Annotated in this window: 23 protein-coding genes and 2 pseudogenes; 10 read left to right on the top strand and 15 right to left on the bottom strand. The window is 68.9% G+C overall.

Annotated features, from left to right (window positions below; translation table 11 throughout):
• Window positions 1–121: 121 nt before the first annotated feature.
• The 7 genes and pseudogenes from PQV94_RS04195 (at window position 122) to PQV94_RS04175 (ending at window position 4,091) form a co-directional block, all read left to right on the top strand.
• Complete coding sequence (locus tag PQV94_RS04195) at window positions 122–1,234, top strand: DegT/DnrJ/EryC1/StrS family aminotransferase (protein ID WP_274287542.1); 1,113 nt, start codon at window positions 122–124, stop codon at window positions 1,232–1,234.
• On the top strand, window positions 1,231–2,160 hold the full coding sequence (locus PQV94_RS04190) for a glycosyltransferase family 2 protein (RefSeq protein WP_274287541.1): 930 nt from the start codon (window positions 1,231–1,233) through the stop codon (window positions 2,158–2,160). Before PQV94_RS04195 ends, PQV94_RS04190 begins: the two co-directional genes overlap by 4 nt.
• Window positions 2,157–2,561, top strand: a complete 405-nt coding sequence (locus tag PQV94_RS04185) for a GtrA family protein (protein ID WP_274287540.1) — start codon at window positions 2,157–2,159, stop codon at window positions 2,559–2,561. Before PQV94_RS04190 ends, PQV94_RS04185 begins: the two co-directional genes overlap by 4 nt.
• Window positions 2,554–2,802 (top strand): annotated as a pseudogene (locus PQV94_RS16180) (WxcM-like domain-containing protein); the annotation flags it as partial. The gene PQV94_RS04185 and the pseudogene PQV94_RS16180, both read left to right, overlap by 8 nt.
• Before the next feature lie 63 nt (window positions 2,803–2,865).
• Window positions 2,866–3,015 (top strand): annotated as a pseudogene (locus PQV94_RS16175) (DapH/DapD/GlmU-related protein); the annotation flags it as partial.
• Between the two features lie 66 nt (window positions 3,016–3,081).
• A complete protein-coding gene (locus tag PQV94_RS16170) occupies window positions 3,082–3,468 on the top strand; it encodes a sugar 3,4-ketoisomerase (protein ID WP_443192718.1) in 387 nt (128 codons plus the stop codon).
• 98 nt (window positions 3,469–3,566) lie between these two features.
• Window positions 3,567–4,091, top strand: a complete 525-nt coding sequence (locus tag PQV94_RS04175) for a D-glycero-alpha-D-manno-heptose-1,7-bisphosphate 7-phosphatase (RefSeq protein ID WP_274287538.1) — start codon at window positions 3,567–3,569, stop codon at window positions 4,089–4,091.
• On the opposite strand, the gene PQV94_RS04170 is transcribed toward PQV94_RS04175, so the two are convergent.
• The 11 genes from PQV94_RS04170 to PQV94_RS04120 form a co-directional block, all read right to left on the bottom strand.
• Window positions 4,088–4,669 (bottom strand): D-sedoheptulose-7-phosphate isomerase, encoded by a 582-nt coding sequence (locus PQV94_RS04170; protein ID WP_274287537.1) that lies wholly within the window; start codon window positions 4,667–4,669, stop codon window positions 4,088–4,090. The genes PQV94_RS04175 and PQV94_RS04170 overlap by 4 nt on opposite strands.
• A gap of 27 nt (window positions 4,670–4,696) precedes the next feature.
• On the bottom strand, window positions 4,697–6,181 hold the full coding sequence (rfaE2, locus tag PQV94_RS04165) for a D-glycero-beta-D-manno-heptose 1-phosphate adenylyltransferase (RefSeq protein WP_274287536.1): 1,485 nt from the start codon (window positions 6,179–6,181) through the stop codon (window positions 4,697–4,699).
• A 49-nt stretch (window positions 6,182–6,230) separates the two neighbouring features.
• Window positions 6,231–7,475, bottom strand: coding sequence for a glycosyltransferase family 9 protein (locus tag PQV94_RS04160; RefSeq protein WP_274287535.1), 1,245 nt, complete (start codon window positions 7,473–7,475; stop codon window positions 6,231–6,233).
• Entirely contained in the window at window positions 7,472–9,697 is a 2,226-nt protein-coding gene (locus PQV94_RS04155; RefSeq protein ID WP_274287534.1) for a glycosyltransferase family protein, read from the bottom strand. The genes PQV94_RS04160 and PQV94_RS04155 overlap by 4 nt, the downstream gene beginning before the upstream one ends.
• 53 nt (window positions 9,698–9,750) lie before the next feature.
• Window positions 9,751–10,677, bottom strand: coding sequence for a glycosyltransferase family 2 protein (locus PQV94_RS04150; RefSeq protein WP_274287533.1), 927 nt, complete (start codon window positions 10,675–10,677; stop codon window positions 9,751–9,753).
• Between the two features lie 22 nt (window positions 10,678–10,699).
• A complete protein-coding gene (locus PQV94_RS04145) occupies window positions 10,700–11,806 on the bottom strand; it encodes a glycosyltransferase (protein WP_274287532.1) in 1,107 nt (368 codons plus the stop codon).
• A 60-nt stretch (window positions 11,807–11,866) separates the two neighbouring features.
• Window positions 11,867–13,345 (bottom strand): LCP family protein, encoded by a 1,479-nt coding sequence (locus PQV94_RS04140; RefSeq protein WP_274287531.1) that lies wholly within the window; start codon window positions 13,343–13,345, stop codon window positions 11,867–11,869.
• Window positions 13,342–13,809 (bottom strand): 5-(carboxyamino)imidazole ribonucleotide mutase, encoded by a 468-nt coding sequence (gene purE / locus PQV94_RS04135; protein WP_274288217.1) that lies wholly within the window; start codon window positions 13,807–13,809, stop codon window positions 13,342–13,344. Before purE ends, PQV94_RS04140 begins: the two co-directional genes overlap by 4 nt.
• Window positions 13,810–13,918: 109 nt before the next feature.
• A complete protein-coding gene (locus PQV94_RS04130) occupies window positions 13,919–15,055 on the bottom strand; it encodes a 5-(carboxyamino)imidazole ribonucleotide synthase (protein WP_274287530.1) in 1,137 nt (378 codons plus the stop codon).
• Between the two features lie 74 nt (window positions 15,056–15,129).
• Window positions 15,130–15,687 (bottom strand): PH domain-containing protein, encoded by a 558-nt coding sequence (locus PQV94_RS04125; RefSeq protein WP_274287529.1) that lies wholly within the window; start codon window positions 15,685–15,687, stop codon window positions 15,130–15,132.
• A gap of 72 nt (window positions 15,688–15,759) precedes the next feature.
• Entirely contained in the window at window positions 15,760–16,554 is a 795-nt protein-coding gene (locus PQV94_RS04120; RefSeq protein ID WP_274287528.1) for a biotin--[acetyl-CoA-carboxylase] ligase, read from the bottom strand.
• Window positions 16,555–16,713: 159 nt separating this feature from the next.
• Between PQV94_RS04120 and PQV94_RS04115 the strand changes: the two genes are divergently transcribed.
• Together PQV94_RS04115 and PQV94_RS04110 are read left to right on the top strand one after the other, a co-directional pair.
• A complete protein-coding gene (locus tag PQV94_RS04115) occupies window positions 16,714–18,303 on the top strand; it encodes an acyl-CoA carboxylase subunit beta (RefSeq protein ID WP_443192705.1) in 1,590 nt (529 codons plus the stop codon).
• Complete coding sequence (locus tag PQV94_RS04110; RefSeq protein ID WP_274287526.1) at window positions 18,300–18,527, top strand: acyl-CoA carboxylase epsilon subunit; 228 nt, start codon at window positions 18,300–18,302, stop codon at window positions 18,525–18,527. Before PQV94_RS04115 ends, PQV94_RS04110 begins: the two co-directional genes overlap by 4 nt.
• Window positions 18,528–18,779: 252 nt before the next feature.
• Here the strand turns inward: PQV94_RS04110 and PQV94_RS04105 are convergent, their stop codons facing one another.
• The 4 genes from PQV94_RS04105 to PQV94_RS04090 are packed head-to-tail and all read right to left on the bottom strand — an operon-like array spanning window position 18,780 to window position 22,995.
• Window positions 18,780–19,826 (bottom strand): hypothetical protein, encoded by a 1,047-nt coding sequence (locus PQV94_RS04105; RefSeq protein WP_274287525.1) that lies wholly within the window; start codon window positions 19,824–19,826, stop codon window positions 18,780–18,782.
• Window positions 19,823–21,061, bottom strand: coding sequence for a sensor histidine kinase (locus tag PQV94_RS04100; protein WP_274287524.1), 1,239 nt, complete (start codon window positions 21,059–21,061; stop codon window positions 19,823–19,825). Before PQV94_RS04100 ends, PQV94_RS04105 begins: the two co-directional genes overlap by 4 nt.
• The gene (locus PQV94_RS04095) at window positions 21,051–21,713 is read right to left on the bottom strand and encodes a response regulator transcription factor (protein ID WP_274287523.1); all 663 of its coding nucleotides are present in this window, start codon (window positions 21,711–21,713) and stop codon (window positions 21,051–21,053) included. The genes PQV94_RS04100 and PQV94_RS04095 overlap by 11 nt, the downstream gene beginning before the upstream one ends.
• Window positions 21,714–21,717: 4 nt before the next feature.
• Window positions 21,718–22,995 (bottom strand): class I SAM-dependent RNA methyltransferase, encoded by a 1,278-nt coding sequence (locus PQV94_RS04090; RefSeq protein WP_274287522.1) that lies wholly within the window; start codon window positions 22,993–22,995, stop codon window positions 21,718–21,720.
• A 91-nt stretch (window positions 22,996–23,086) separates the two neighbouring features.
• Between PQV94_RS04090 and PQV94_RS04085 the strand changes: the two genes are divergently transcribed.
• A complete protein-coding gene (locus PQV94_RS04085) occupies window positions 23,087–23,740 on the top strand; it encodes a Maf family protein (protein WP_274287521.1) in 654 nt (217 codons plus the stop codon).
• Window positions 23,741–23,772: the final 32 nt, after the last annotated feature.

Below are 23,772 nucleotides of genomic sequence, written 5' to 3'. Positions count from 1 at the left end.
ACAACGAATCGATGCCGTCGCGCAGCGACAACACCGATGGAGGACGGCGCGCCCCGTCTCGTCCGCGCGGTGCGGGGCCGTGGCCGCGAACGCCAGTGGGTCCTCCGTCAGAAGGAATCTCATGAGTGAACATCCTGCGATCCCGTTCAATGATCTGTCGCGCGGGTTGCAGCGTGATCGCGAGAGCCTGTTGCGCACTGCGGCGGAGGTCATCGATTCAGGGTACGCAGTCCACGGCACCCAGCATCGGGCGTTCGAGTCCGAACTCGCGGCGTACGTCGGTGTGGACCACGCGGTCGGTGTCGCCAATGGCACGGACGCGCTCGAACTTGCGATCAAAGCGGTTCGCCCCGCTGACCGCTCCGTGGTGATCACCGCTGGAAACGCTGGTGGATACACCTCGACCGCCGTCGTGCGCGCCGGCCTGACCCCCCGGTATGCGGACGTGGACCCCACGACGTTGTGTCTGACAGCGGACACGGTACGCGACCTGATCGACGACGAGGTCGGCGTCGTCGTCGTCACTCATCTCTATGGACACGTCGGCGAGGTTTCTGCGTTGCGCGCGCTGTGCGACACCAGAGGAATCGCCCTTGTCGAGGACTGTGCGCAGGCGATCGGGGCAGACTCACCCTCGGGCCGAGCCGGAACATTCGGTCACGCGGCGACAATCAGCTTCTACCCGACGAAGAACCTCGGTGCGGTCGGGGACGGTGGTGCGGTCGTCACACGCTCTCAGCACGTGGCCGACCGCGTGCGGCAGCTACGTCAGTACGGGTGGAGCACCAAGTACGACGCGGCACTGTCCGGGGGAACCAATTCGCGCCTCGACGAGATGCAAGCTGCCTTCCTGAGGGTTCGCCTCCCCCTGGTCGACGGCTTCAATCAGCGTCGGCGAGACATCATCGCGCGGTATGGAACCGCGGCGTCCGGCGTCGCCCCGGAGGCGCTCGCCGTCTTGCCTGCCCTCGGCGGCCACGGCGCCCACCTCGCCATCTGTCGCAGCCGCAAGCGGGACGCCGTTCGTGCGCGACTGCGCGAAGCGGGCATAGCCACCGATGTGCACTTCCCCCTCCCCGATTGGACGCAAGCGGCGTTCGCTCGGTACGCCCCTTCGGCGCCACTCCCGCACACCGAGGCAGCGTGCAATGAGGTGTTCAGCCTGCCACTCTTTCCGGAACTGTCCGAGGCCGAGGTGGAGCGCGTGTGCGCGACGCTGAGGAGCGTCGCGTGACGGCCTTCTCGATCGTCATCCCGGTGTACGGCAACGAGGAGAACATCCCTTCCCTCGTCGCCCGTCTCAACGAGCTCATGCGCGATCTCCCCGCGGACACCGAGGTGGTGTTCGTCGTGGACGGTTCACCCGATGGCTCCTACGAAGCGCTTGTCGCCGCCCTACCCGATGCGGGATTCCACTCTCAGCTGCTTCAGCACTCGCGTAACTTCGGCTCCTTCGCGGCGATCCGCACTGGCCTCGCCGCGGCACGGGGGGAAGCGATCGGCGTCATGGCCGCCGACCTGCAAGAGCCCGCAGAGCTGATGATCGAGTTCTCCCGCACCTTGTCGACGGGCGCGCTCGACGTCGTCGTGGGCCGCCGGACAGCTCGCAACGACCCCGCGTTGTCGAGCATCGGTGCGCGGACGTTCTGGGGTATGTACCGTCGATTCATCGCTCGTGACATGCCGCCCGGGGGCGTCGACGTCTTCGGATGCACCCGGGCTGTTGCGCAACAGCTGGTCCAGATGACCGAGGCGAACTCGAGTCTCGTTGCTCAACTGTATTGGGTGGGTTTTCGCCGAGCCGAGATCCCCTACGAACGCCAACCGCGCCAAGAGGGAAAGAGCCGTTGGACTCTGCGCAAGCGTCTCAAGTACCTCCTCGACAGCGTGTTCGCTTTCACGAACATTCCTTTGGACGTGCTCTTGGTCGGCGGCGTGCTCGGGGGTTTCCTCGTCGTGATCGTCGCGATGGTGATCCTCGGCTACTACCTCGCCGGACAGATCAATGAACCCGGATACGTGCCCCTTATGCTGACGATCTTGTTCTCGACGTTCCTCACGATCACCTCGATTGGGATCGTCGGCGCATACGTTTGGCGAATCTTCGACAACACCAAACAACGCCCCACGGCCATCGTGATGAAGCGCGAGGAGTGGTGACAGCCGTTCCGAATGGACGCCGCACCACGCGCCAAGCGGCGTGGCGGTTCCTCGTGATCGGTGCGACGAACACGCTCGTGACCACGGCCGTATTGGTCGGGCTCAGCTATGTCATGCCCGGGTGGCTGGCCTATACGATCTCTTTCGGCCTGGGATTGGTGTACTCCACCGTGTTTGCCGCGAGGTGGGTGTTCACGCGCGACGGCTCCCCGCGCGCAGCGATCGCATACGCGCTCTGTTACGTCGTCATCTTCCTGGTCGGGCTCGTTGTCATCGCGGGTATCGAGGCCCTGGCGTGGCCTGCGTTCGCGAACGCCCTGAGCGTCGTGGTCACCGCACCTTTGGGTTTCGTGGCGGGTCGGATTGTTTTTGCAGAGCGTGAGAAAGGTCGACATGACTGACACGGCAGGCTACTTCGTACACGAGAACGGAATCTGCGAGAGCACGACGGTGGGCAACGGCACCAGGATCTGGGCGTTCTCACACGTGCTCCCCGGTGCCGTGATCGGTGACGACGTCAACGTCAATGATCACGTCTTCGTCGAGAACGATGTCCGAATCGGCGACCGAGTGACGCTCAAGTCGGGCGTCCAGATCTGGGACGGAATCCGTTTGGGCGATGACGTCTTCGTCGGCCCCAATGTCACCTTCACCAACGACCGATTCCCCCGCAGCAAGCAGTACCCCGATTCCTTCGCCACGACAGTGATCGAAGACGGCGCATCACTTGGCGGAGGAGCGGTGATCCTTCCTGGCATCCGCGTCGGACGGAGGGCCATGGTGGGAGCGGGCGCCGTCGTGACGAAGGATGTGCCGCCCTACGCGATCGTCGTCGGGAATCCCGCTCGTATCGTCGGATACACCGAGACAGCAGGAGGTCATGTTCCCGAGACGGCCCCCGTCGCGGGAACGACTGCGGGGTTGACGCGTTTGCGGACGGTGAGCGACATCCGCGGAGCGCTTCTCCCGATCGATCTTCCCGGCGATCTTCCGTTCGAGGCGCAGCGGGTGTTCTTCGTTTACGGAGTTCCGTCGAAGGAGGTGCGCGGTGAACATGCGCACCGGCAGTGTGAACAGTTCCTCGTCTGCCTGACCGGTAGCGTCTCGTGCATCGTGGATGACGGCAAGGACCGAAGCGCCTACGTGCTCGACGATCCGTCACTCGGCCTGTACATGCCGAAGATGACATGGGGCACCCAGTACGACTACAGCCCCGATGCTGTGCTGATCGTCTTCGCATCCCATCCGTACGACGATGGCGACTACATCCGCGACTACGAGGAGTTCCGGGAATTGGCGAACTCTTGAATGCGGATGCGGGACGGCGTGCGGGGGGGACGAACCATCCCGGCTCCGAGATCGCCTCCCTGCTGGGCGACCGCTCTGGCAGAACGTGGTGCCTCTTCTTGGACCGCGATGGCGTCATCAACGAGAGGATCCGCGACGGCTACGTCCGTACATGGGACGGTTTTCACTTCCTCCCCGGCGTTCTCGACGCGCTTCGGTCGCTCGCGGCGTGGGCGCCGCGCATCGTCGTCGTGACGAACCAGCAGGGGGTCGGCAAGCGACTCATGAGCGTGGATGCGCTAGAGGACATCCACCGCCAGATGGTCAGCGCCGTGGCGCAGGCGGGCGGGCGCATCGACGCCGTGCACTTCTGCCCGCATCTGGCGTCCGAGGAATGCGCGTGCCGCAAACCCCTGCCGGGAATGGCGACGGCTTATCTGGACGCGCACCCCGACATCGACGGTTCACTGAGCATCATGGTCGGCGACACCGACTCCGACATCGAAATGGCGCGGCGATTGGGTGCCATCACCGGGGGCTGCGTCGCCGTGCGCATCGACGGCGCGCAGGACCCGTGTGCAGACCTGACGTTCATCGGTCTGACGGAGTTCGCCGCCGCCGTCGACGCGGCGCGTAGGTCTTAATTGGTCGAGTAGCCGAAGCCGTCTTCGATCGCCTGCATGAGCGAGTGGATGACCACGAGCTCTGACTCCTGGATGCGGTCCGCCCAGCGGCTCTCCCCCAGGGCGAATGACACGTCGGCCACCTCCGAGATCGCGGTCTGGGCGGGACCCGAGGAAGCCACGACGGTCCCGCCGGCGGCCTTCATCGCCTGGGCTGCACGCAAGACGTTGGCAGACTTCCCGCTCGTGCTCAGCGCGAGCAGCACGTCTCCGGGACGTGCGAGAGCCTCGATGAACTTCGAGAACACGTACTCGTAGCCGTAATCGTTCGCCACGCACGTCAGGTGCGAGGGGTCGGAGATCGCGATCGCACGCAGCGGCGGACGGCTGGCACGGAATCGCCCCGTCAACTCCTCCGCGAAGTGCTGCGCGTTGGTCATGGAACCGCCGTTGCCGCACGCGAAGAGAGTGCCCCCGCTCTTGAGACTCGTGACCATCAGCTCGGAGGCGCGCTCGAACGCGAGCCCGAAGTTCTCGTCATTCGCAAGCGCCGTCATACGCGCCGCGTTCTCGAGGAGATTGTCTGCGACGACACCCATGCCGTTCACCTTCCCGTTCTCGCCGCGTCAGTCGCGGCGCACCTGCTGCCCCTGCGACAGCCTTGTCGTGGAGACGCCGTCGAGCAGCGAGACGATGTGCACCGTCCCACCCCAGGCTTTGGCGTCGTCGCCCCCCACCACCTCATCGGGTCGGTAATCCGAGCCCTTGACGATCACATCGGGGCGGATGGCGCGGATGAGGTCGCGGGGCGTGTCCTGTTCGAACACCGTGACGAAGTCGACGTATCGGACGGCATCGAGCACCGCCATCCGGTCGGCCTGGGGCTGCAGCGGTCGGGACGGCCCCTTCAACCTCGCCGTGGACGCATCCGAGTTCACCCCCACCACGAGCACGTCGCCGAGCGAGCGCGCCTCTTTCAGGAGGCTGACGTGGCCGGCGTGCAGCAGATCGAACACACCGTTGGCGAAGACGACCCGTTTGCCCGCCGCTTTCTCGACCGCAACCAGCTGCGCCAGCTCGGCCCAGTCCTCGATCGTTCCGGGGCGGTCCTCGGGAGCGGACTCCACGAGCAGCTCGTTGAGGAGATCGGCGGCGGTGACGACGGCGGTTCCGGGACGCCCGCAGGCGATTCCCGCCGCCATATTGCCCACCTGCACGGCCTGGAGGATCGTCATCCCGCTCGCGAGGCCGACGGCGATGCCCGAGATCATCGAGTCCCCGGCACCGGACACGTCGGAGACGAGTCGAGCGCGGGTGGGAATGCGGGTGCGGGAGTGCTTCTCGATGACTTCGACGCCGATCGCCGACAACGACACGGCGAGAGCGCCAATGCCCTCCACCAGCAGTCGTTGCGCGATCGTGTCGAGGCTCGCCTCATCCGGGGCGGATGCCGTGAGGCCCGCCATCTGCGAAGCCTCGGCGAAATTGGGCTTCACCACGGTCGCACCCCGGTACTTCCGTATGTCGTCCGACTTGGGGTCCGCGATCACCGGAACGCTGTACGTCTGCGCCACCGCGACGATCCTGGCCACCAGGGCCGCGTCGAGAAGTCCCTTCGCGTAGTCGGAGATCACGACCGCTGTGGCTCGAGAGTTCCCTTCCAGTGCGTCCTGCAGCGCTCCGACCACCTCGTCGGCGCCGACGGCCTCGAGCGCGGCCGTGTCCTCGCGATCGAGGCGGACGATCTGCTGCTGACCCGCCACGACACGGAGCTTCTCGATGGTGGGCGCGTCGCCCCGCTGCACCCGCACGGTCGACACCCCCGCGTGCTCCAAGATGCGCTCCAACTCACGACCGGACGCATCCAGCGCCCAGGACGCGATCAAGGTCGTACGCGCACCCAGCGCCGCGATGTTCATGGCAGCGTTGGCCGCGCCGCCTGCGACGCTGCGGTCCTGATGCACCTGGAGGATGGGAATCGGCGCCTCCGGCGAGATGCGGTTGACGACGCCTTCCACGTACCGATCCAGCATGGCGTCGCCGATCACGATGACGTGCGTGTCCTCGAACTCGAGGAGATGACGCGGGGTGATCGATGACGAAGAGAGCATGGATGGTTCCAGAGCTTGATTCGAGGAGGACCGAACGAGACTATCCGACTCAGCTCGCGGCACCCTGGAGCAATCCCGTGATCGCCGCGACGGCGTCGGCGGCCCGCACCTGTCGGATGCAGTGCGGCTTGCCCGCGACGCACTCCTCGGTGCAGTCCGGCGACGGCGTAGCCGGCTGGAGCACGACGTTCCGGGCAGACCAGGGCCCGAATCGCTCGGGCGCATTGTCGCTCCACGGCGAACCGCTCGCGGGATGACAGGTCACGACCACGATCGGAAGGTCGATCGCGCTGGCGATGTGCTGGAGGCCCGAATCGTTACCCAGGAACAGATCCGATCGGGCGATCGCCGCAGCGCTCTCGCTGAGCGTCAATCCGCCCGCGAGGTCGAAGGCGGCGATGCCACGCTGGCGCAAGAGTTGCGCGAGACGTTCCGCACGCTGCGCATCGACCGCACCACCGAGGATCTGCACCGTGACGGGACCCGCCTCGGCGAGTGCGCCCATCGCTTCGCTCACATCCTCCACGGGCCACTGACGCTTGGCGTCGCGTGCGCCGATCCCCACGGCAACGATGAGTCCCGGCGCGGACGGCAACGGCGCCATCTCGGCGACGCGTTTGGCGTCGCGATCGTCGAAGAGCTCGTGCCCGATCGACGGGTTCTGAGCCGTCGGCCAGTCAAGTCCGAGGCGCTGGGCGACCCTGCGCAGCTGCCCGACGGTCAGCAACGGGGTGTCTCCCCGTTCGATCTCATCGGTCAGCAACTGGGACTGGTCGCCGAACCACACCGGCTCCCTTTCGGGCACGGGCGCGAAGCCGACGATCGAACGGGCGCGGGAGGCTGCGGCGAGGTAGCGCACGGGTGTGTCGTCGAAGTCCCACCGCGGAAGGACCGCAAGGTCGTAGCCGCGCAGCCGGAAGCGTCGCAGCGCCTGTCTCGCGGTGAGGATCTGCCGCTTGGGCGCCGATCCTTCGGTGATCGGTGTCCACTCGATGACCCGGTCCACTGTCGATGCCGCGTGGAACATCGCCGCCGGCCCAGGCTTGACCACGAGGTGGATCACGGCCTTCGGCCACTGCAGACGCATCGCCGCCAGCAGCGCCAGCGTGGTGGCCGTGTCCCCGATCTCGTCGCTGCGCAGGATGACGACGCGGCGCGGCGCCTTCGCTGAGTCCCAGGGGCGTCGGCGCCAGGAGCCGAACAGCCGGAGAAACAACCGCGGGGACAGCGGGTCCCGGTGGCGGATGGCGTTCGCCGTCCACACGATCCGTCGGAGCAGGTTACGTGGCCTCACCGATCGATTCTATCGACGCCGGAGCGCGACGCCTTCGCCGCCTCGGCCAGCACGGCGGCGCGGGCGTCGAACGAGTGCTCGCGCCTCACGGACTCGCTGATCTCCTTCAGCCGGTCGGCGTTCGGGAAGAGCGTGTCCGCATCGGCGCGGAGGAGTTCGACGAGATGCTCGGGGTCGCGATACGTCACGACTGCCCCCTGGAAGAGCTCTTCGATGCCATAGACCTGCTCGGAGATCACGCGCCCGCCGACGGCGACGACATCGAACGGTCGCATCGCGATGAACCCCTCGCGACGCATAGCGGGCCACTGGTCGTTCAGCACGATCGAGGCTGTCTCGTACCGGGCGGGCAGATCCTCGTTGTCGATGGACTCGGCAGTGATCACTGATGCGGGAACGAAGGGACGCCAGTCGGGGCCGTAGACCTTCACGTCGATGCCGGCGCGCACGGGCGCCACGACACTGGGCCGCGGAATGCCCCGCGCCGTGCCAACGAAGACGATGTCGTCACCGCGCGCGAGCCCTCGGGGCGTGAACTTGTCGGTGTCCGTGCACTCGAGCAGCGGCTCCACCGCGATGCCCCACCGCTCGCCTGCTCGTTCGGCCCACGGCTCGGAGGCGGCGAAGACACGGTCGAACTGCTCCAGCTCCGCCCGGGTGATCTCATCAGGGTGGCTGATGATCCACTCCAGGTTGACTCCCGTCGCCGGCGGCTGAATGCGGTACGGGCCACGCACGACGACGTTGACGTCATCGAGGTAGGCCGTGGACCTTCGAGCCGCGCCGAAAGCGTCGATGACGACGATGTGTCCGGCACGACGAAGTGCGGCGGCGAGACCGTGAGCGAAATGTGTGTCTCCCCACACCTCGCCGCGCTTGCCCGCGGGCGAACAGATCTTGATGGCCCACCTCTGCTGCGACACGTCACGACGGCGTACCTCGAGGACGGGGACGGCGGTGCTCCGATCAAGGCGCCATCCACGTACCGAGAAGCCGGCCTCGGCGAGGATGTGCTCGACCCGTTGGTGATCATCGCTGGACACGCGCACGGGCACCGGGCGCCCGTTACCCCGACCGCGTCGGAACGCGTACTCGGGTTCATCGAGCACAGGAGCGACGGCGGGAAGGGCGATGCACCGGGGCATGTTCTGCCACGCGATGCCCGAAAGGTCGTCGACCGATCGGCGGGCGAAAGCGGCCCGCGTCGCCGCGCGAGGCATGACGAACGAGCGACCCAATGGCCGCGGAACCTCGACCTGATCGCCAAGGCGCAACACGTCCTCGTGGGGGTGACCGCCGAGCACGACGCAGTCGCCGCCAGCGAGGTCCACACGCCCGATGCCCACTCCACACGAGGTACCGTCGCTCTCCCGGTGCACGGGGACGACGCACACGCCGGTCTCGGCGCGCCCGACCAGCTTCGCGAGTTCCTCGTCCGTCACCGAGCCGCGGGCATCAAGGACGGCGACAAGCGGAGCACTCCCCCCCTCGGTCGCATCGGCGACGACTCGTGACCAGATCGTCTTCGCGGGATACGAGCGAAAACGGACACGCGGCTGCACCCCTGCCATCAGAGCGGACGTCACCCACTGGGATGCATCGACATCGACCAGAGCGATCGTCGCAGCGAGGCGCTCATCAGCGACCAGACCCGCGACCTGAGCCAGCTTTCGCGCGTAGCCTCGATCGCGGCCCTGCACGACACGGACGAGATCGATCTCGCTCTCCGATCCCAGCTCGGCCGTGCGGGGAAAGCGACCCCGGCGCCACCCGCGTGCAGCGCCGATCGCCTCGCGCCGCAGTTGCGCGACGGTGAGTTCGCGACGTGCTCCCGGCGCAGACAGCAGGATGCGGGTGTCATGGGCCTGCCAGACGTCCTCCAGCGCCCCCTGCTGGTCGCCCGGGTTCGCTCGTGCGTAGGCCACGGCATCCCACAGCGGGTGCACCTGGACGGTCGGGCGGTCGCTCAGCAGGTACGCGTAAAGGGCGGGCACACGGAAGACCTCCGGCAGCGTCCCACCTGCGTGGATCTCGTCGAACAGCGGATTGAGGCTCAGCCCCCGGCGAAAGCCCATGACGATATAGTGCGCGATCGCCGCATCCCGCGGGAGCGCGCTGACGCCGAGCTGCGCAGCGTAGAAGCCTGCGTCGACGAGATTCGAACGCCGAATGACGCGCCACCACCACAACCGGTCGCCAGCCCGGACGGCGGGTCCGAGCACCGGCACATCTCGGAGCGCCCGAACAAGGCGACGCAGACGGGGCTTCAGCACTTTCAACGTCCCTTGCGCCCGCGACGCAGGTGCCGCAGCCGCCGCCACACCGGGTGCCGATCGTAGATCGCCGTGACGATCTCCTCGCGCTGACGGGCGAGCCGGTCTTCCAGCTCACGCGCGAACTCCTCACGAAGACGCCGCTCCATCGCTGCGAGGTACAGCGGCAGCCCTGCCCCGTTGCGCGCCACCCAATCCCGCAGCGCCGCATCCCGCACCGCCGCATCATCGCGCGCATGCGCACCCGACAGTTCGAACATGCTGTTGGCCTCGGCGCCGACGGTGCCCGGCCGCTGCGTCCAGAACGCGAGCGGCTCTCCGGCCAGGAATCCGAGCGGACGCACCGCCGTCACCCTCAGATAGAACTCCCAGTCCTCCACCGTTTCGAGGCTCTCGTCGTAGTAGCCCACCTCGTCGTGCAGCGCGCGGCGGTAGAGGAAGGAGATCGGCACCGCACGGTTGACCTCGAGCAGGCTCGAGAAGGTCACGGAGGTCATCCCCCGCCAGAACGGCTCGCGCCCGTACTCGACCCAGCGTGCGCCGTCGCGGCGCTCGTAGACGATCTCCGTCGCCGTCATCACCCCCGCATCCACTGGATGCGCGTCGAGGTGCGCCACCGTCTGCGCCAGGAACGTCGGCGCCCAACGGTCGTCGTCGTCGTGGAGGACGACGAACTCCGCGTCCGTGCTCCGAAGACCGAGATTCGCCGCGGCGCATCTCCCTCCGGGGGCCAGGGTTTCCACCACGCGGACGCGCTCGGCCACCGTCGAGGCAGCCACGGTGTCGGAGACAGGGCGAGCAGCGCCCTGGTCGTTCACGACCACGATCTCCGCGTCGGCATACGTCTGCGAGGCGATATCGGCGAGCGCACGGGCGAGGAACTCCGGACGGTCCTTCGTGCGGACGATGACAGCGACGCGCGGATTCACGTCCTCAGCCTATCCAGCGCCACTACAGCTCCGAGTGAAGCGCCCAGACCCGCTCCGCGTGGTCACGCCAGGAGAAGGCGCGGCCGCGGTCCGCGGCGCGGACCGCATACCGCCTGCGGCTCTCGTCTGAAGCGAGCACCTGCCCGAGCGCGTCGGAGAAGGACTCGACCGGGGCGATCAGCGCACCATCGAGGAGCACCTCCTCGTGAACGTCCGAGGCCATCGCCACGAGAGGCACGCCGAGCGTCAGCGCCTCGACCGCTCGCCACGGGAAGGCGCTGAGCGCCGAGGGCGCGATCATCGCCGTCGCCGCGTCGAGCACTGATGCGCGGTCGGGCGCGTCGAGGTGCGTGTGCACACGGACGCGCTCGGCGGACAGCCCCGCTGCAGCGGCGAGGTCGAGGACCCGCTGCTCCGACCCGGGAAGCGCGTCCATCACCACGACACCGCGATCGCAGCCGTGCGAGCCGATCGCCGAGAACGCGGTGGCGAAGGCGGCGTCATCGCACCGGCATCCGGCGACGACGATGACCTCCTCCCCGACGCCGAGTTCGCGGCGTCGACCGACCGCATCCGAGGGCACGGCGAACTCGCGGGGCGCCGCCCCCGGAATGACCCGCACACGCCCCGCCAGCCGCGGCGCGATCTCGGCGAGCTTGGCCGCGAGTGCATGGGTGGGAACGACGACGGCGTCGGCGAACTTCTCTGCACGGCGCAGCAGCGCACGCTGCGAGGCCACGATGGCGCGCGGAAGATCGCCCGGAACCTCCCAGGCGCACAGTTCCCACAGCGTCACGACGGTCTGGTCGTTGTCGTTGACGCGATCGTGGCGCACCAACGGCGCGAGCGGACCCGGCGCATGGATGAGCCCTCCGCCGATCCCCGGCGTGATCCCGAGCTGCCATGACACGCTCAAGGCGGGGCGCGCCAGAGGCGCGCGCCAGACGTCCGCGAGCCCCGGGATCTCGGCTGCGGCGGTCTCTGCGCCGGCGGGCACGATCGCGCCCACCGCGCATCCACGCGGCGCGGTCTTCACGAGAGCAGCAGCGATCTCGCGCGCGGCTTCGGCCGCATCCGGGTCCACCACATCGACCAGCTGGTCGAGCACGAGACGGAGGGTGACGGTCATCCTTCGAGACTACCCATCCGTTCGTGCCTGCTTCTGGAAGGACGCCGCACCGGTACGCTGTCAGCCCCCGGTGGTCGGGGAGGGCGTGGGCGGGTACAGCGCCTGCTGCACGATCTGATGCACCTTGTCGTAATCGGGGTGACGATCGTCGATGCCGCCCTGCGGCGTCAACTCGATCGACGTGACCTGCTGCTCCTTCGCCTTGATGGCGAGTTCGACGAAATAGCCGAGCATGGTCTGCGGGATGTCGGTCTTCACGAGATGCGTGCCCGCCGCGGCGACATCCTGGAACCGGCTGAGGACGTTACCCGGAGTGAACTGCGCGAGAATCGCCTCCTGCAGCTGACGCTGACGCAGCATGCGATCCCAGTCGTTGGTCGTATAGCGCGAGCGCGCGTACCACTGGGCGGTGTCGCCGTCCATGTGCTGCTGGCCGAGCTCGATCCAGCCGGTCGCCCACTCCTCGGCACTCTGACCCTCGTAGGCGGGGCCGCCGCCCTTCGGAAGGCGCTCGGTGACGTTGATGTCGACACCGCCCAGGGCATCGATCAGGGCGGCGAAACCATCCATGTCGATGAACGCGTAGAACGGGATCTGAATGCCGAGGATCCCCTCGGCGGCGTCCTTCGTCGCCTCGACCCCCGGCTCCGAGCCGTTGGCGACCGCATCCGGATAGATCGAATTGCCGTCCTGGCAGACCTCGACCTCGGTGCGCAGCTGGTTGATGCCGCTGCCCCATCCGCACGTCGCGCTGGGGTGCGACTCGTGGCCGTTCGGATACTTGTCCTGCATCGGCCCCGGAGCGAACGGGAAGTTCGGCATGTCGCGCGGGATCCCGAAGATCGTGGTCGCGCCGGTCTCGGCATTGATCGAGACGACCGAGATGCTGTCGAAACGCATGGAGTCGCGGCCTTCGCCGCTGTCGGCACCGAGCAGGAGGATGTTGTAGTACCCGTCGACGGGTTCCACGGCGGGCCCGGTCTGAGTGAAGACCGCGCCGAGCGCGTCGCGTGCGGCACCCACCGAGTTCGACGCCCAGACTGCTCCCGAGCTTGCGAGCACGAGCGCTCCGATGGCGACGATCGAGGTCGCCAGCCGCGCCCACGGCTGCACCTTGACGAGTCGGACGAGACGCAGCGTGTCGATGGTCAGGATGATCCACAGCCCCGCATAGAGGAACAGGATCCCCTGCACGATGAGCATGGGCACCGGTCGCAGCAGAGCGAGCCACCCCGGAACCCAGGCGCCCGTGGCCAGATCGACGAACGTACCGACATCGACCAGCGCGATCACGCCGCAGATCAGGCCGAGCGCCCAGAGCAGCAGTGTCGCACCGAGGCCGAACCGTCCGAGTCGGCGGTTGCCCGCCAGCGCCTGGGCGGAGCCAGGTACCAGGAAGTTCAGCGCGATGAGCCACCAGGCACGACGCGTCATGACGGCGCGCGAAGAGCTGTCGGGGTACCGCAGCGGGTAGGGGTTCACCACGGGGGCGGCGGCCGCCTGGCGCCGGTCGGGGCGGGGCGGGCTCACCGCGCTCACAGAGAGTCCTTCAGCCGCTGGTTCTTCTGCTCGACGATCTGCTCGAGCTCCCGCGCGTACGCTTCCAGCCGATCGGCGATGCCCTCATCGGATGCCCCGAGGATCCGCGCCGCAAGCAGGCCGGCGTTTCGTGCCCCGCCGATCGAGACCGTGGCGACGGGGATCCCCGCCGGCATCTGCACGATGCTCAGCAATGAGTCCAGTCCGTCCAGCGTCGCGAGCGGGACCGGGACTCCGATCACCGGGAGCGGGGTGACGGATGCGAGCATTCCCGGCAGGTGCGCCGCTCCACCCGCACCCGCGATGATCACCCGCAGCCCGCGCGAGCGCGCGTCGACGCCGTAGCGGTGCAGCTTCGCGGGGGTGCGGTGAGCCGAGACGACCTCGACTTCGTGCGGGATGCCGAACTCGGTGAGCGCGGCCGAGGCCTCGTTCATCACACGCCAGTCCGAATCGGAGCCCATCACGACGCCGACCAGGGGCGCCTCGGAGGAATGCAGCGGCCGGGTCACCCGTCAAGGCTAGGCGGCATCACTGGAAGATCACCGCAACGGCGCGCGAGGCCCCGTCCGCTCAATCCGCGAAGTGCGCCGCGGCAGCTCTCGCCTCGTAGACCACGTCGTCGAGGTCGTCGCCGGCGACGTTCACGTGCCCCACTTTGCGACCGGGTCGCGGGGCCTTGCCGTAGGTGTGCACCTTGGCCGCCGGGTGCGCCGCCATCGCCGCCTCGAAGCGGTCCTCCAGAGTGCCTTCGACGGGGCCACCCAGGATGTTGATCATGACCGACCACGCGGCGCGGGGGCTCGAGGCGCCGAGCGGCAGGTCGAGCACCGCGCGGAGGTGCTGCTCGAACTGGCTGGTGACCGCGCCGTCCTGGCTCCAATGACCGCTGTTGTGCGGCCGCATCGCGAGCTCGTTGACGAGGAGTCGCTCATCGGTGGTCTCGAAGAGCTCCACCGCCAGCATTCCGGTGACACCCAAGCCGTCCGCGATCGCGACGCCGATCCGCTCGGCTTCGGCCGCCAGCCGTGCCCCAGCACCGGGCGCCGGGGCCACCACCTCGGCGCAGACGCCGTCGCGCTGGACCGTCTCGACCACCGGGTAGGCGGCGATGTCGCCCGACGGACGCCGCGCGACCTGCTGGGCCAGCTCCCGCCGGAAGTCGACCAGCTCCTCGACGAGGAGGGCTCCCCCACGGGCATCTTCGGCGAGTGCGGCAAACCAGTCCTGCGCCTCGGTCGCGGCAGAAACGACGCGCACGCCCTTGCCGTCGTAGCCGCCCCGTGGCGTCTTGACGACCGCCCGGCCACCGTGATCGTCGAGGAACTCCTGCAGTTGGTCGGTGTTCTCCACGCGCGCCCAGTCGGGCTGGGGCATGCCGAGCTCCGCCAGCCGCTCACGCATCTCGAGCTTGTCCTGCGCGAACCGCAGCGCGTCGGGACCGGGATGCACGGCGACGCCGTCGGCGACGAGCGCGCGCAGCACGTCCTGCGGCACGTGCTCGTGGTCGAAGGTCAGCACATCCACGTCGCGCGCGAACGCACGCACCGTCTCGAGGTCCCGGTAGTCGCCCACCGCCGTCGCAGCGAGTGCCGCGCTCATCCCCTCGGACTCGGCCAGCACACGGATCTCGAGCCCGAGCTCCGCTGCCGGAGCGATCATCATCCGGGCGAGCTGTCCGCCGCCCACGACTCCCACGCGCACCGCCATGATTCCCCTTCCGGACGCTGACCATTCTTCCCCACGCGAGCACCCGTCGCAGGCCGGGCGTGGGCGGCGGTGGTTCAGGCGGTCGCGGTCGGGGGTGCGGGCAGCGGCTGGGCGTCGCGGTGCGCGAGGATCTGGTTGACCTCGACCTGGTCGACGAGCACCTCGTGCACGAGTTGCGCCTGCGGGATGCGGCGGATCACGAGAGGCTCTTCCACGCCGTCGTCGAGGATCAAGGTGCCGGTGCGCCAGAGGCGCTGCAGCGGACCCCTGCGCACGGTGATGCGATAACCACGGACGTGGCTGAGTTCGCGCGAGCGGCGGCCGAACGCGCCAGAGCGCTCGATGACGCGACGCGTCGTGACGGTGTAGGTGTGCGAGAGCCAGGCGAGATAGGGGATGACCACGAGCACCAGGACGACACCGCCCGCGGCCAGCAGCAGCATCCAGTCCTCGAACGGCGCCGGCAGATTGCCCAGGAAGTAGCCGACCGCGCCGGCCACGCCGATGAGCACGAGCGCGCACCAGAAGAGCCGACGAGCGTGTCGTCGGGTGCGCACGATACGACGCTCCGGCGCCGCGACGCCCGGTGCGGGCGTCGGCGGGCGGACCCCGAATCCGGTCGGCTGCGTCACGCTCCCATTGTGCCCTCTGGCGTCGCGCATGCGTTGCTCCCACGCCCGCCGTCACGCGACGCAGCGCGCCGCTTAACGCACGTGCGTGACGTCTCCCGCCGCGACCGGCACCTCCGCACCGCCGACGGAGACGACCAGACGCCCTTCGGCGTCGATGCGTTCGGCGCGGCCTTCGAGCGTCGTACCGTCGGGCAGCGAGACCGCGACGTCCGCGCCCAGAGTCGTGCACGCGCTCTCCACGGCCGACTGCACACCGGCCGCGACGGCGTCGCCGTCGGCTGCGATGAGAGCCGCGAGCAACTCGTCGAGAACGCTCAGATAATCCGCGAGCAGCTTGTCCTCATCGGCCTCCTGCCCGAGAGCAGCGAAGGACACCGCCGTCGCAACCGGCAGATCGACCCGCGGCATCCTGGTGTTCACACCCGCCCCGACGACCACCGCGTCGAACTCCCCGGGCACGGCCTCGGCCAGGATGCCGCAGATCTTCTGCCCTTCGACCAGCACATCGTTGGGCCACTTGAGCCCCACCGCCTGCGGGATGCCACGCAGCTGTGCGGCGATCGCGCGCGTCATCGCGACGCCCGCGATGAGCGGGATCCACCCCCTCGCGTGGATGGGGAGCGCGCCCACGCGCACCACGACCGAGGCGGCCAGCGCCGTGCCCGCGGGGGTGACCCAGGTGCGGTCCAGCCGCCCGCGACCCCGGCGCTGGTCGGTCGTCACCAGCACGGACAGATGCGGCCACCCGGCGTCGTCCGCCATGACGGCGGCGACCACATCCGCGTTCGTCGAGTCGGTCGTCTCCACCACCTGCACCCGGGGGCTGATGGCGGCGGCGAGCGGATATCCATCGGCGGGGATCGGCATGCGCCACACCCTACCCGTGACCCCGGATCGCGCTCCCCCGTTGACAGCCGAGACTCGTGCCTCGCAGTGGCGACCTCGGAGACAGACGACAGCGGATGCGGTACACACCTGTCGACACCCTCCAACGTCAGGGGAGGCCGCGCCGATAGGGTGGAACGCGTGACGGACAGCCCCGACCTCTCGACCACCGCAGGCAAGATCGCCGACCTGCGCCAGCGCTATCAGGAAGCGGTCGTCGACGCGGAGAAGAACGCCCAGACGAAGCAGCACGCGAAGGACAAGCTCACGGCGCGCGAGCGCATCGAGCTGCTGGTCGATCACGGCAGCTTCGTGGAGATGGACGAGTACGTGCGCCATCGCACGACGGCCTTCGGGATGGAACGCTCGCGCCCTTACGGCGACTCGGTCGTGATCGGCACCGGCACCATTCACGGCCGCACTGTGGCGGTGTACGCGCAGGACTTCTCCACCTTCGGCGGCTCGCTGGGTGAAGTCGCGGGCGACAAGATCATCAAGATCATGGAGTTCGCACTGCGCGCGGGCTGCCCCTGCATCGGCATCCTGGACTCGGGCGGCGCCCGCATCCAGGAAGGGGTGGTGGCACTCGGAAAGTACGGCGAGATCTTCCGCCTGAACACCGCGGCATCCGGCGTGATCCCTCAGATCTCGCTCATCATGGGCCCCGCCGCCGGCGGCGCCGTCTACTCCCCCGCCCTCACCGACTTCGTCATCATGGTCGACAAGACCAGCCAGATGTTCGTGACCGGCCCCGACGTCATCAAGACCGTCACGGGCGAGGACGTCGGGATGGAGGAGCTCGGCGGTGCGCTCACGCACAACACCCGCTCCGGCGTCGCGCACTACCTCGCCGAGGACGAGGACGACGCCATCGACTACGCCCGTACTCTCATCGGCTTCCTCCCCGACAACAACATGTCCGAGGTCCCCGGCTACGAGGGCGCTTTCGAGTTCGAGACGACGGATGCGGACCGCTTCCTGAACACGGTCATCCCCGACTCTCCCAACCAGCCCTACGACATCCACCAGGTCATCGAACACGTCGTCGACGATGGGGAGTTCCTCGAGGTCCAGCCGCTGTTCGCCCCGAACATCGTGATCGGCTTCGGCCGCGTGGAGGGCCGCACGGTCGGCGTGATCGCCAACCAGCCCTCGCAGATGGCGGGCACGCTGAACATCGACGCGGGCGAGAAGGCGAGCCGCTTCGTGCGGTTCTGCGACGCGTTCTCCATCCCGATCGTGACGCTCGTCGACGTGCCGGGTTATCTGCCGGGGACGGACCAGGAGTGGACGGGCGTCATCCGCCGCGGCGCGAAGCTGCTGTACGCCTACGCCGAGGCGACGGTCCCCCTCGTCACGGTGATCCTGCGCAAGGCCTACGGCGGTGCCTACATCGTGATGGGCTCCAAGCAGCTCGGCGCAGACGTCAACCTCGCCTGGCCCACCGCGGAGATCGCCGTCATGGGCGGGCAGGGCGCCGTCAACATCCTCTACCGCGGCGAGATCAAGCGCGCCGAGGAGGCAGGCGAGGACGTGGCCGCGGTGCGCGCACGCCTCGCGAACGAGTACACCTACAACGTGGCATCGCCCTTCCTCGCGGCCGAGCGCGGCGAGCTCGACGGGATCATCGAACCCGCTCAGACCCGCGTCGCGATCGCCAAGGCGTTGCGCTCCCTGCGCGGCAAGCGCGCCAGCCTGCCGCCGAAGAAGCACGGAAACATCCCGCTATGACCCTCGAGGAACCCGGCGACGCGCTGCGGATCGAGGTGCGCAGGGGAAACCCCGACGACGTGGAACTGGCCGCGGCCATCGCGGTCGTCGCCGCTGCCTACCGGCAGGAGGAACAGGGCGCCGTGGCCGCGGAGCCGGCCCGGCGCTCCGCGTGGTCGCTGTCGCAGCGCGGGCTCCGTCAGCCGTTGCGGCGCGAGGCCGGATGGGGTGGATACAGCGGCTGAGAAGCGCCGTCGAAGGTGTCCCCCAAAGTACCTACAGACACTGCTCGCACCCCGTTCGCATACTTGAAGAGCTGGAACGCATCTTCGCGTTCGATCGGCCCGTTGACCGTCAGGGTGCACCAACCGGGTTCGATCTTGCGGGTGGTTTTCGGGTAACCACTCGCCCGGAGACGAGGGGCGAGCGACTCGCCGCCCCTCGTCTCCTTTCCTTTTGCCTCCGCGCATACGCGGCCGGCTGCAGGATCGAGGGTTTCAGCCCGCCGGGTGCTCGATCTCACGCCAGAGGTCGACGCTGTCCTCGTCGGACAGGCCGAGCGTCGACGACGCGCGCCCCACGACGGTGACGGCGACCCGCTCGTCGGGCGATGTGCGGATGTAGAGGCGTTCGGACCGCGCGGAGCGCAGCGTCTGGGCGAGTTCGGCGCGGATGACGTGCAGCTGCTCCTCGGCGAGGCCATCGAGACCGCCCTCGTCGAACATGGTGACCATCGCGCCGCGTCGGCGCGCCGCATCCAGCGCTTCGCGCACGTCGGCATCCAGCAGGCGCGGTCCGCGCAGCTCGTCGCGCAAACGGCCCTCGGCGATGCGGGCATCGGTGCGCTCGTCCTCCGAGAGCCGCCCGCCCGTCGCGATCGTGCGCGCAAGCACGGGACCGGCGACAGCGAGTGCGCGCTGTACCTGGATGCGGCGCTCGCGCTGCTGGGACCCCTGCGCCGCCTGCACAGCCGACGCGGTGCGCTGCAGTTCGCCGAGCCGCTCGGTGTCGCGCGCCGCGCGGTCCAGGGCGAACGTGAAGAAATGGGCACCGGTGACCCAGACCACCGAACCGACCAGACCCAGACCGAGCGCAGGGATCGGACCCAGGAGCACCATCGACCACCCGGCGAGCACAGCAGTACCGCTCCACGCCGCCCACGGCCGCCGACGGATGACGAGGATGGTCATCAGCGCACCCAGACCACCGATGTACCAGGTGGCGTACTGCTCGGTGCGCCCCTCGGGCGGGATCGCCGCGGAGATCAGCGGCGGCAGCACCATCGAGACCAGCAATGCCGCCACGCACAGCCACATGGGCAACCGGTCGCTGCCTCGCGCGACGGTGATCTCCTGGCTGCGCGTGCGCAGCCCCGAGGTCATCCCCCAGAAGATGCAGAGCCACGCGACGACGAGGAAGAGGATGAGCGCGGTCCATAGCAACAGCGGCTCGCGGACGGGACCGGTGATCCACGAGGCGCGCGCGACGAGGAAGCCGGTGAAGGCGACGCCGAGCATCATGACGACGAAGCGGATGCTGATCACGGGCGCACCGCCTGCCATGCCATCGTCACCTGGGTGCCTTCCTTCGAGGAGACCACCTCTGCGCTCCCGCCGAAGGCGCTCACGCGGGCGAGGATGGACGCGCGGATGCCGAGCCGATCGGCCGGCACCTCGTCGATGTCGAAGCCGGGGCCTCGGCCGGCGACGACGATGACCACGCGACCGGGCTCCGCGCTTCCGCTCACGCGGACCTCGAGGCCCACGCCCGCGGCGTGCTCCACCGCGTTGGAGATCGCCTGGGCCGCCGCGAGCGCCAGCGCTCGCGCGACGCGGCCGGGCACCTCAGGAGTGTCGGGGTCGAGATCGACGGACAGCTGCGCCGGACACTGCGCGTCGTCGATCGTCTGCCGGATGTCCGCCACGATCGCCTCGGCCGACACGGGCGCGTCGCTGCCTTCGCCGACATCGCGATCGGTGTTGGCCAGCCGGGTCAGGGCTTCGCGGGCCATCGAGACCGCCAGGTCGCTCTCACGCGGCGTTCGAGCGCGCTCCGCCGCCAGCAGTGCCGCCAGCACGCTGTCGTGCATGAGCGCCGCCACCGCGACCCGTTCGCGCTCCGTGGCGTTCACGGCAGCGGCTTGCGCATACGAGCTCACGGCCCGCAGGCGCCGCTCGTCGATCGTCGAGGACGCGGTGCGGAACGTCCACGCCAGCATCATCAGGACGCTACCGAGGATGAGGGAGAACGAAGTGTCCAACGACACCGCGATCCAGGCATCGGCGACGAAGCGCAGCTCGATCATGCGCACGAGTCCGTACGCGAACGGCAGCAGCACGGTGATCGCGACGTGCACGGCTCGGGGGAAGACGATGACGCTGGCCACCGTGGCGACGGTCACCAGGAAGTAGATCCACGGTTGATACGTGATCTCCGTTTCGGACCCGGCCGTCGCCCACGGCCAGACGACGAGGGCCGCGGTGTACGCGACGACGAAGAAGCGCCCGCCGAAGAGCGTGAAGCGGCCGGTGAAGAACGTGAGCTCCATCACCACGAAGGGGACGAAGACCACGAGCATGAGGGCGAGCCCCCATCCCTCCTGGACGTCTTGCGCACCCAGCGCCGCGAAGAACGCCTGCGCACCGAGCGCACCGAAGGCGAGCGCCACCGACACCGCCATGACACGCTCGACGCGCTCCCGCGTGAACGAGGCGATGCCGGGGATACCGGTGCTCTCGAGCTCTTCGCGAAGGACCCGTAACGGTCGGCTATCGGTCATGGGCGCCCACCGACTGCTCCGTGAGCAGCCCGTCTTCCAGCGCGCGCCGCAGCAGGTCGACCTTGGTGGGGGCGGGTCTGCCCACCTCGACGTACTTCACGCGGATGCGCGTGATGTTCTCCTTCGCGGTGGAGAAGGCGATACCGAGGCGATCGGCCACGATCTTCAGCGGGAGTCCCGCGGCGTAGAGCTTCAGCACCTCGCGTTCGCGCGTCGAGAGCTGAGCGTCGGCGAAGGCGCGGTCGCCTTCGATGGCGCTCGCCCACTCGACCGTGTTCAGCACGTCCCCTCTCGCCACCGTCGCGATCGCTCCGACGACGTCCGAGATCGGCGAGGCCTTGCTGATGACGCCGGCAGCTCCCGCGAGCAGCGCCTCGCGCACGGATGCGGGCCGGTCGGCGACGCTGTAGATGATCACCGCAGAGCCGTCGCCGGTGAGCCGGGTGACGTTCTCGGTGACCGTGGTGCCGTCGCCGAGCGTGAGATCAAGCACCACGACATCCGCCCGCTCGCCTCCGTCCGCACGCCAGGCGAGGTAGGAGGTCACGGATGCTCCGGAGTACACGACATCGGTCGTGCCGGTGCGCGCGCAGGCGGCCTCCACCCCGAGCCGCACCGACTCGTGGTCGTCGATGAAGGCGACGCGCGTCATGCGCTCATGCTAGCCGTGCGCCCGTCCGCCGAAGAGCGGCGACCGCCTCGACGTGATGGGAGTTCGGGAAGAGGTCGACCGCGCGTACCGTCTGCGCCTCATACCCGTGCAGCCGGAACTCCGCGAGGTCGCGTGCAAGGGCCACAGGGTCGCACGCGACGTAGATGATGGCATGGGGCTCGAGGCGGGCGATCGCCCGCGCGGTGTCCTTGCCCGCACCCGAACGAGGCGGGTCGAGCACGACGACGCCCCGCGCGAGTCTCGCGCGCTGCTCGGTGCCCGCGGTGCTCGCGAGGTCGGACACCCATCGCTCCACACGCGCCGTCTCGGCCCGCGCGCCCACCCACTGCGCCAGATTGTGCCCGGCGTGCTCAGTGGCGCGGGCATTGGACTCCACGCTGGTGATGCGGGCGGAGGGCCCTGCGGCGTCCCCGATCGCCGCCGCAAGCAGCCCGACGCCGCCGTACAGATCCAGGTGCCACCCCTCCGGGTCGACACCGACGTCGTGGAGCGCATCGCCCACGAGGATCGTGAGGGTGCTCGCCGCCAGGCGGTGCACCTGCCAGAAGCCGCCCGCATCCACCCGGAACGCACGCTCGCCCACCCGCTCGATGACGACCTCGGGGCGCGCGACGCGCTCACGCGCGTCCGGCCGTGCGATCACCCGCACGCGGCCGTCGGCGGGCTGCACGAGATCGACGCGCCCCGGTCGCGCACCCGACAGCCCCGCCGCGCGATCCGCGATGGCCGAGGTCGCCAGCGGCATCTCACGCACGGGCACGACCCGGTGACTGCGGGCGCCGAAGGGACCGATCTTCCCCTCCGCGTCGACGTGCAGGCTCACCCGCGTGCGCCAGCCGGTGCCGTCCATGCTCTCGGCCTCGCCGGTCGCACTCGCGTGCGCCGGCTCCATCGTCGCCGGCAGCGACAGTCGCCCGATGCGTGCCAGAGCGTCCTCGAGCACACGGAGCTTGAGCGCCCGCTGCTCCCGCAGGACGATGTGGCCGAAGTCTGCGCCGCCTGGACGGTTCTCGGCGGGCACGGAGAGGTCGGCCTGGGCCCACACATGCGGCTGCCGGTGCGGCGACGCATCGAGCACCTCGACGACCTCCGCTCGCCAGAACGACTTCTTCGAGGTATCGGTCAGGCGCACCCGCACGCGCTCGCCCGGCACCGTGTCCGGCACGAACACGACGCGTCGCTCGTCACCGTGCCGCGCGACGAAGACGCCGCCGTGGGCGACGTCGGTGATCTCGAGCTCGAGGTGCGTTCCGGCATCCATCCTTCGAGCTTCGCACACGCCGGACCGCGCACGCCCGGCACCGCCCTGCGCCCTCGGCGGTCGCGGGCGGGCGACGGTCTAGCGTGGAGGAATGCGCGTGCTCCTGGCTTCGACATCGCCCGCCCGACTCATGCTGCTTCGACAGGCCGGGATCGAGCCGCGCACGACAGCTCCCGATGTGGATGAGGAGGCGGTGATCGCCGCCGTCGAGGCCGCGGAGGGGCGCACCCTCACCCCCACCGAGCACGTGCTGCTGCTCGCGCGACGCAAAGCCGCGGCCGTCGTCGCGGCGCTCGAAGAGGACGGCGAGGACTTCGACGGCATCGTGATCGGCGGCGACTCCATGTTCGAGCTCGACGGCGAGATCCTGGGCAAGCCCTACACGCCGGAAGCCGCGACGGCCCGGTGGCACGACATGCGCGGCCGCACGGGTGTGCTGCATTCGGGGCACAGTGTGATCCGCCTCTCCCCCGGCGCCGCTCCCGTCGAGGCGCACGCCGTCGCCGCGGCGTCCGTGAGCTTCGCCGAGGACGTCACGGACGAGGAGATCGCCGCCTACGTCGCCACGGGCGAGCCGCTGCTCGTGGCGGGCGCTTTCACCGTCGACAGCCTCGGCGGACCCTTCATCACGCGCGTCGAGGGCGACCCGTCGACGGTGGTCGGAATGTCACTGTCCACCCTGCGGAGCTTGTGCCGCGAGCTCGATGTGGTGTGGACGGATCTGTGGGCACCCTCCACCAGCTGAACCCGCGTCGGGACGGTTGTAGGTTATCCCGA

The sequence above is a fragment of the Microbacterium sp. Clip185 genome, assembly GCF_028743715.1.
Lineage (GTDB): Bacteria > Actinomycetota > Actinomycetes > Actinomycetales > Microbacteriaceae > Microbacterium.
The sequence above is the reverse complement of the archived record's forward strand: the minus strand, read 5'-3'. Positions and strand labels throughout refer to the sequence as shown.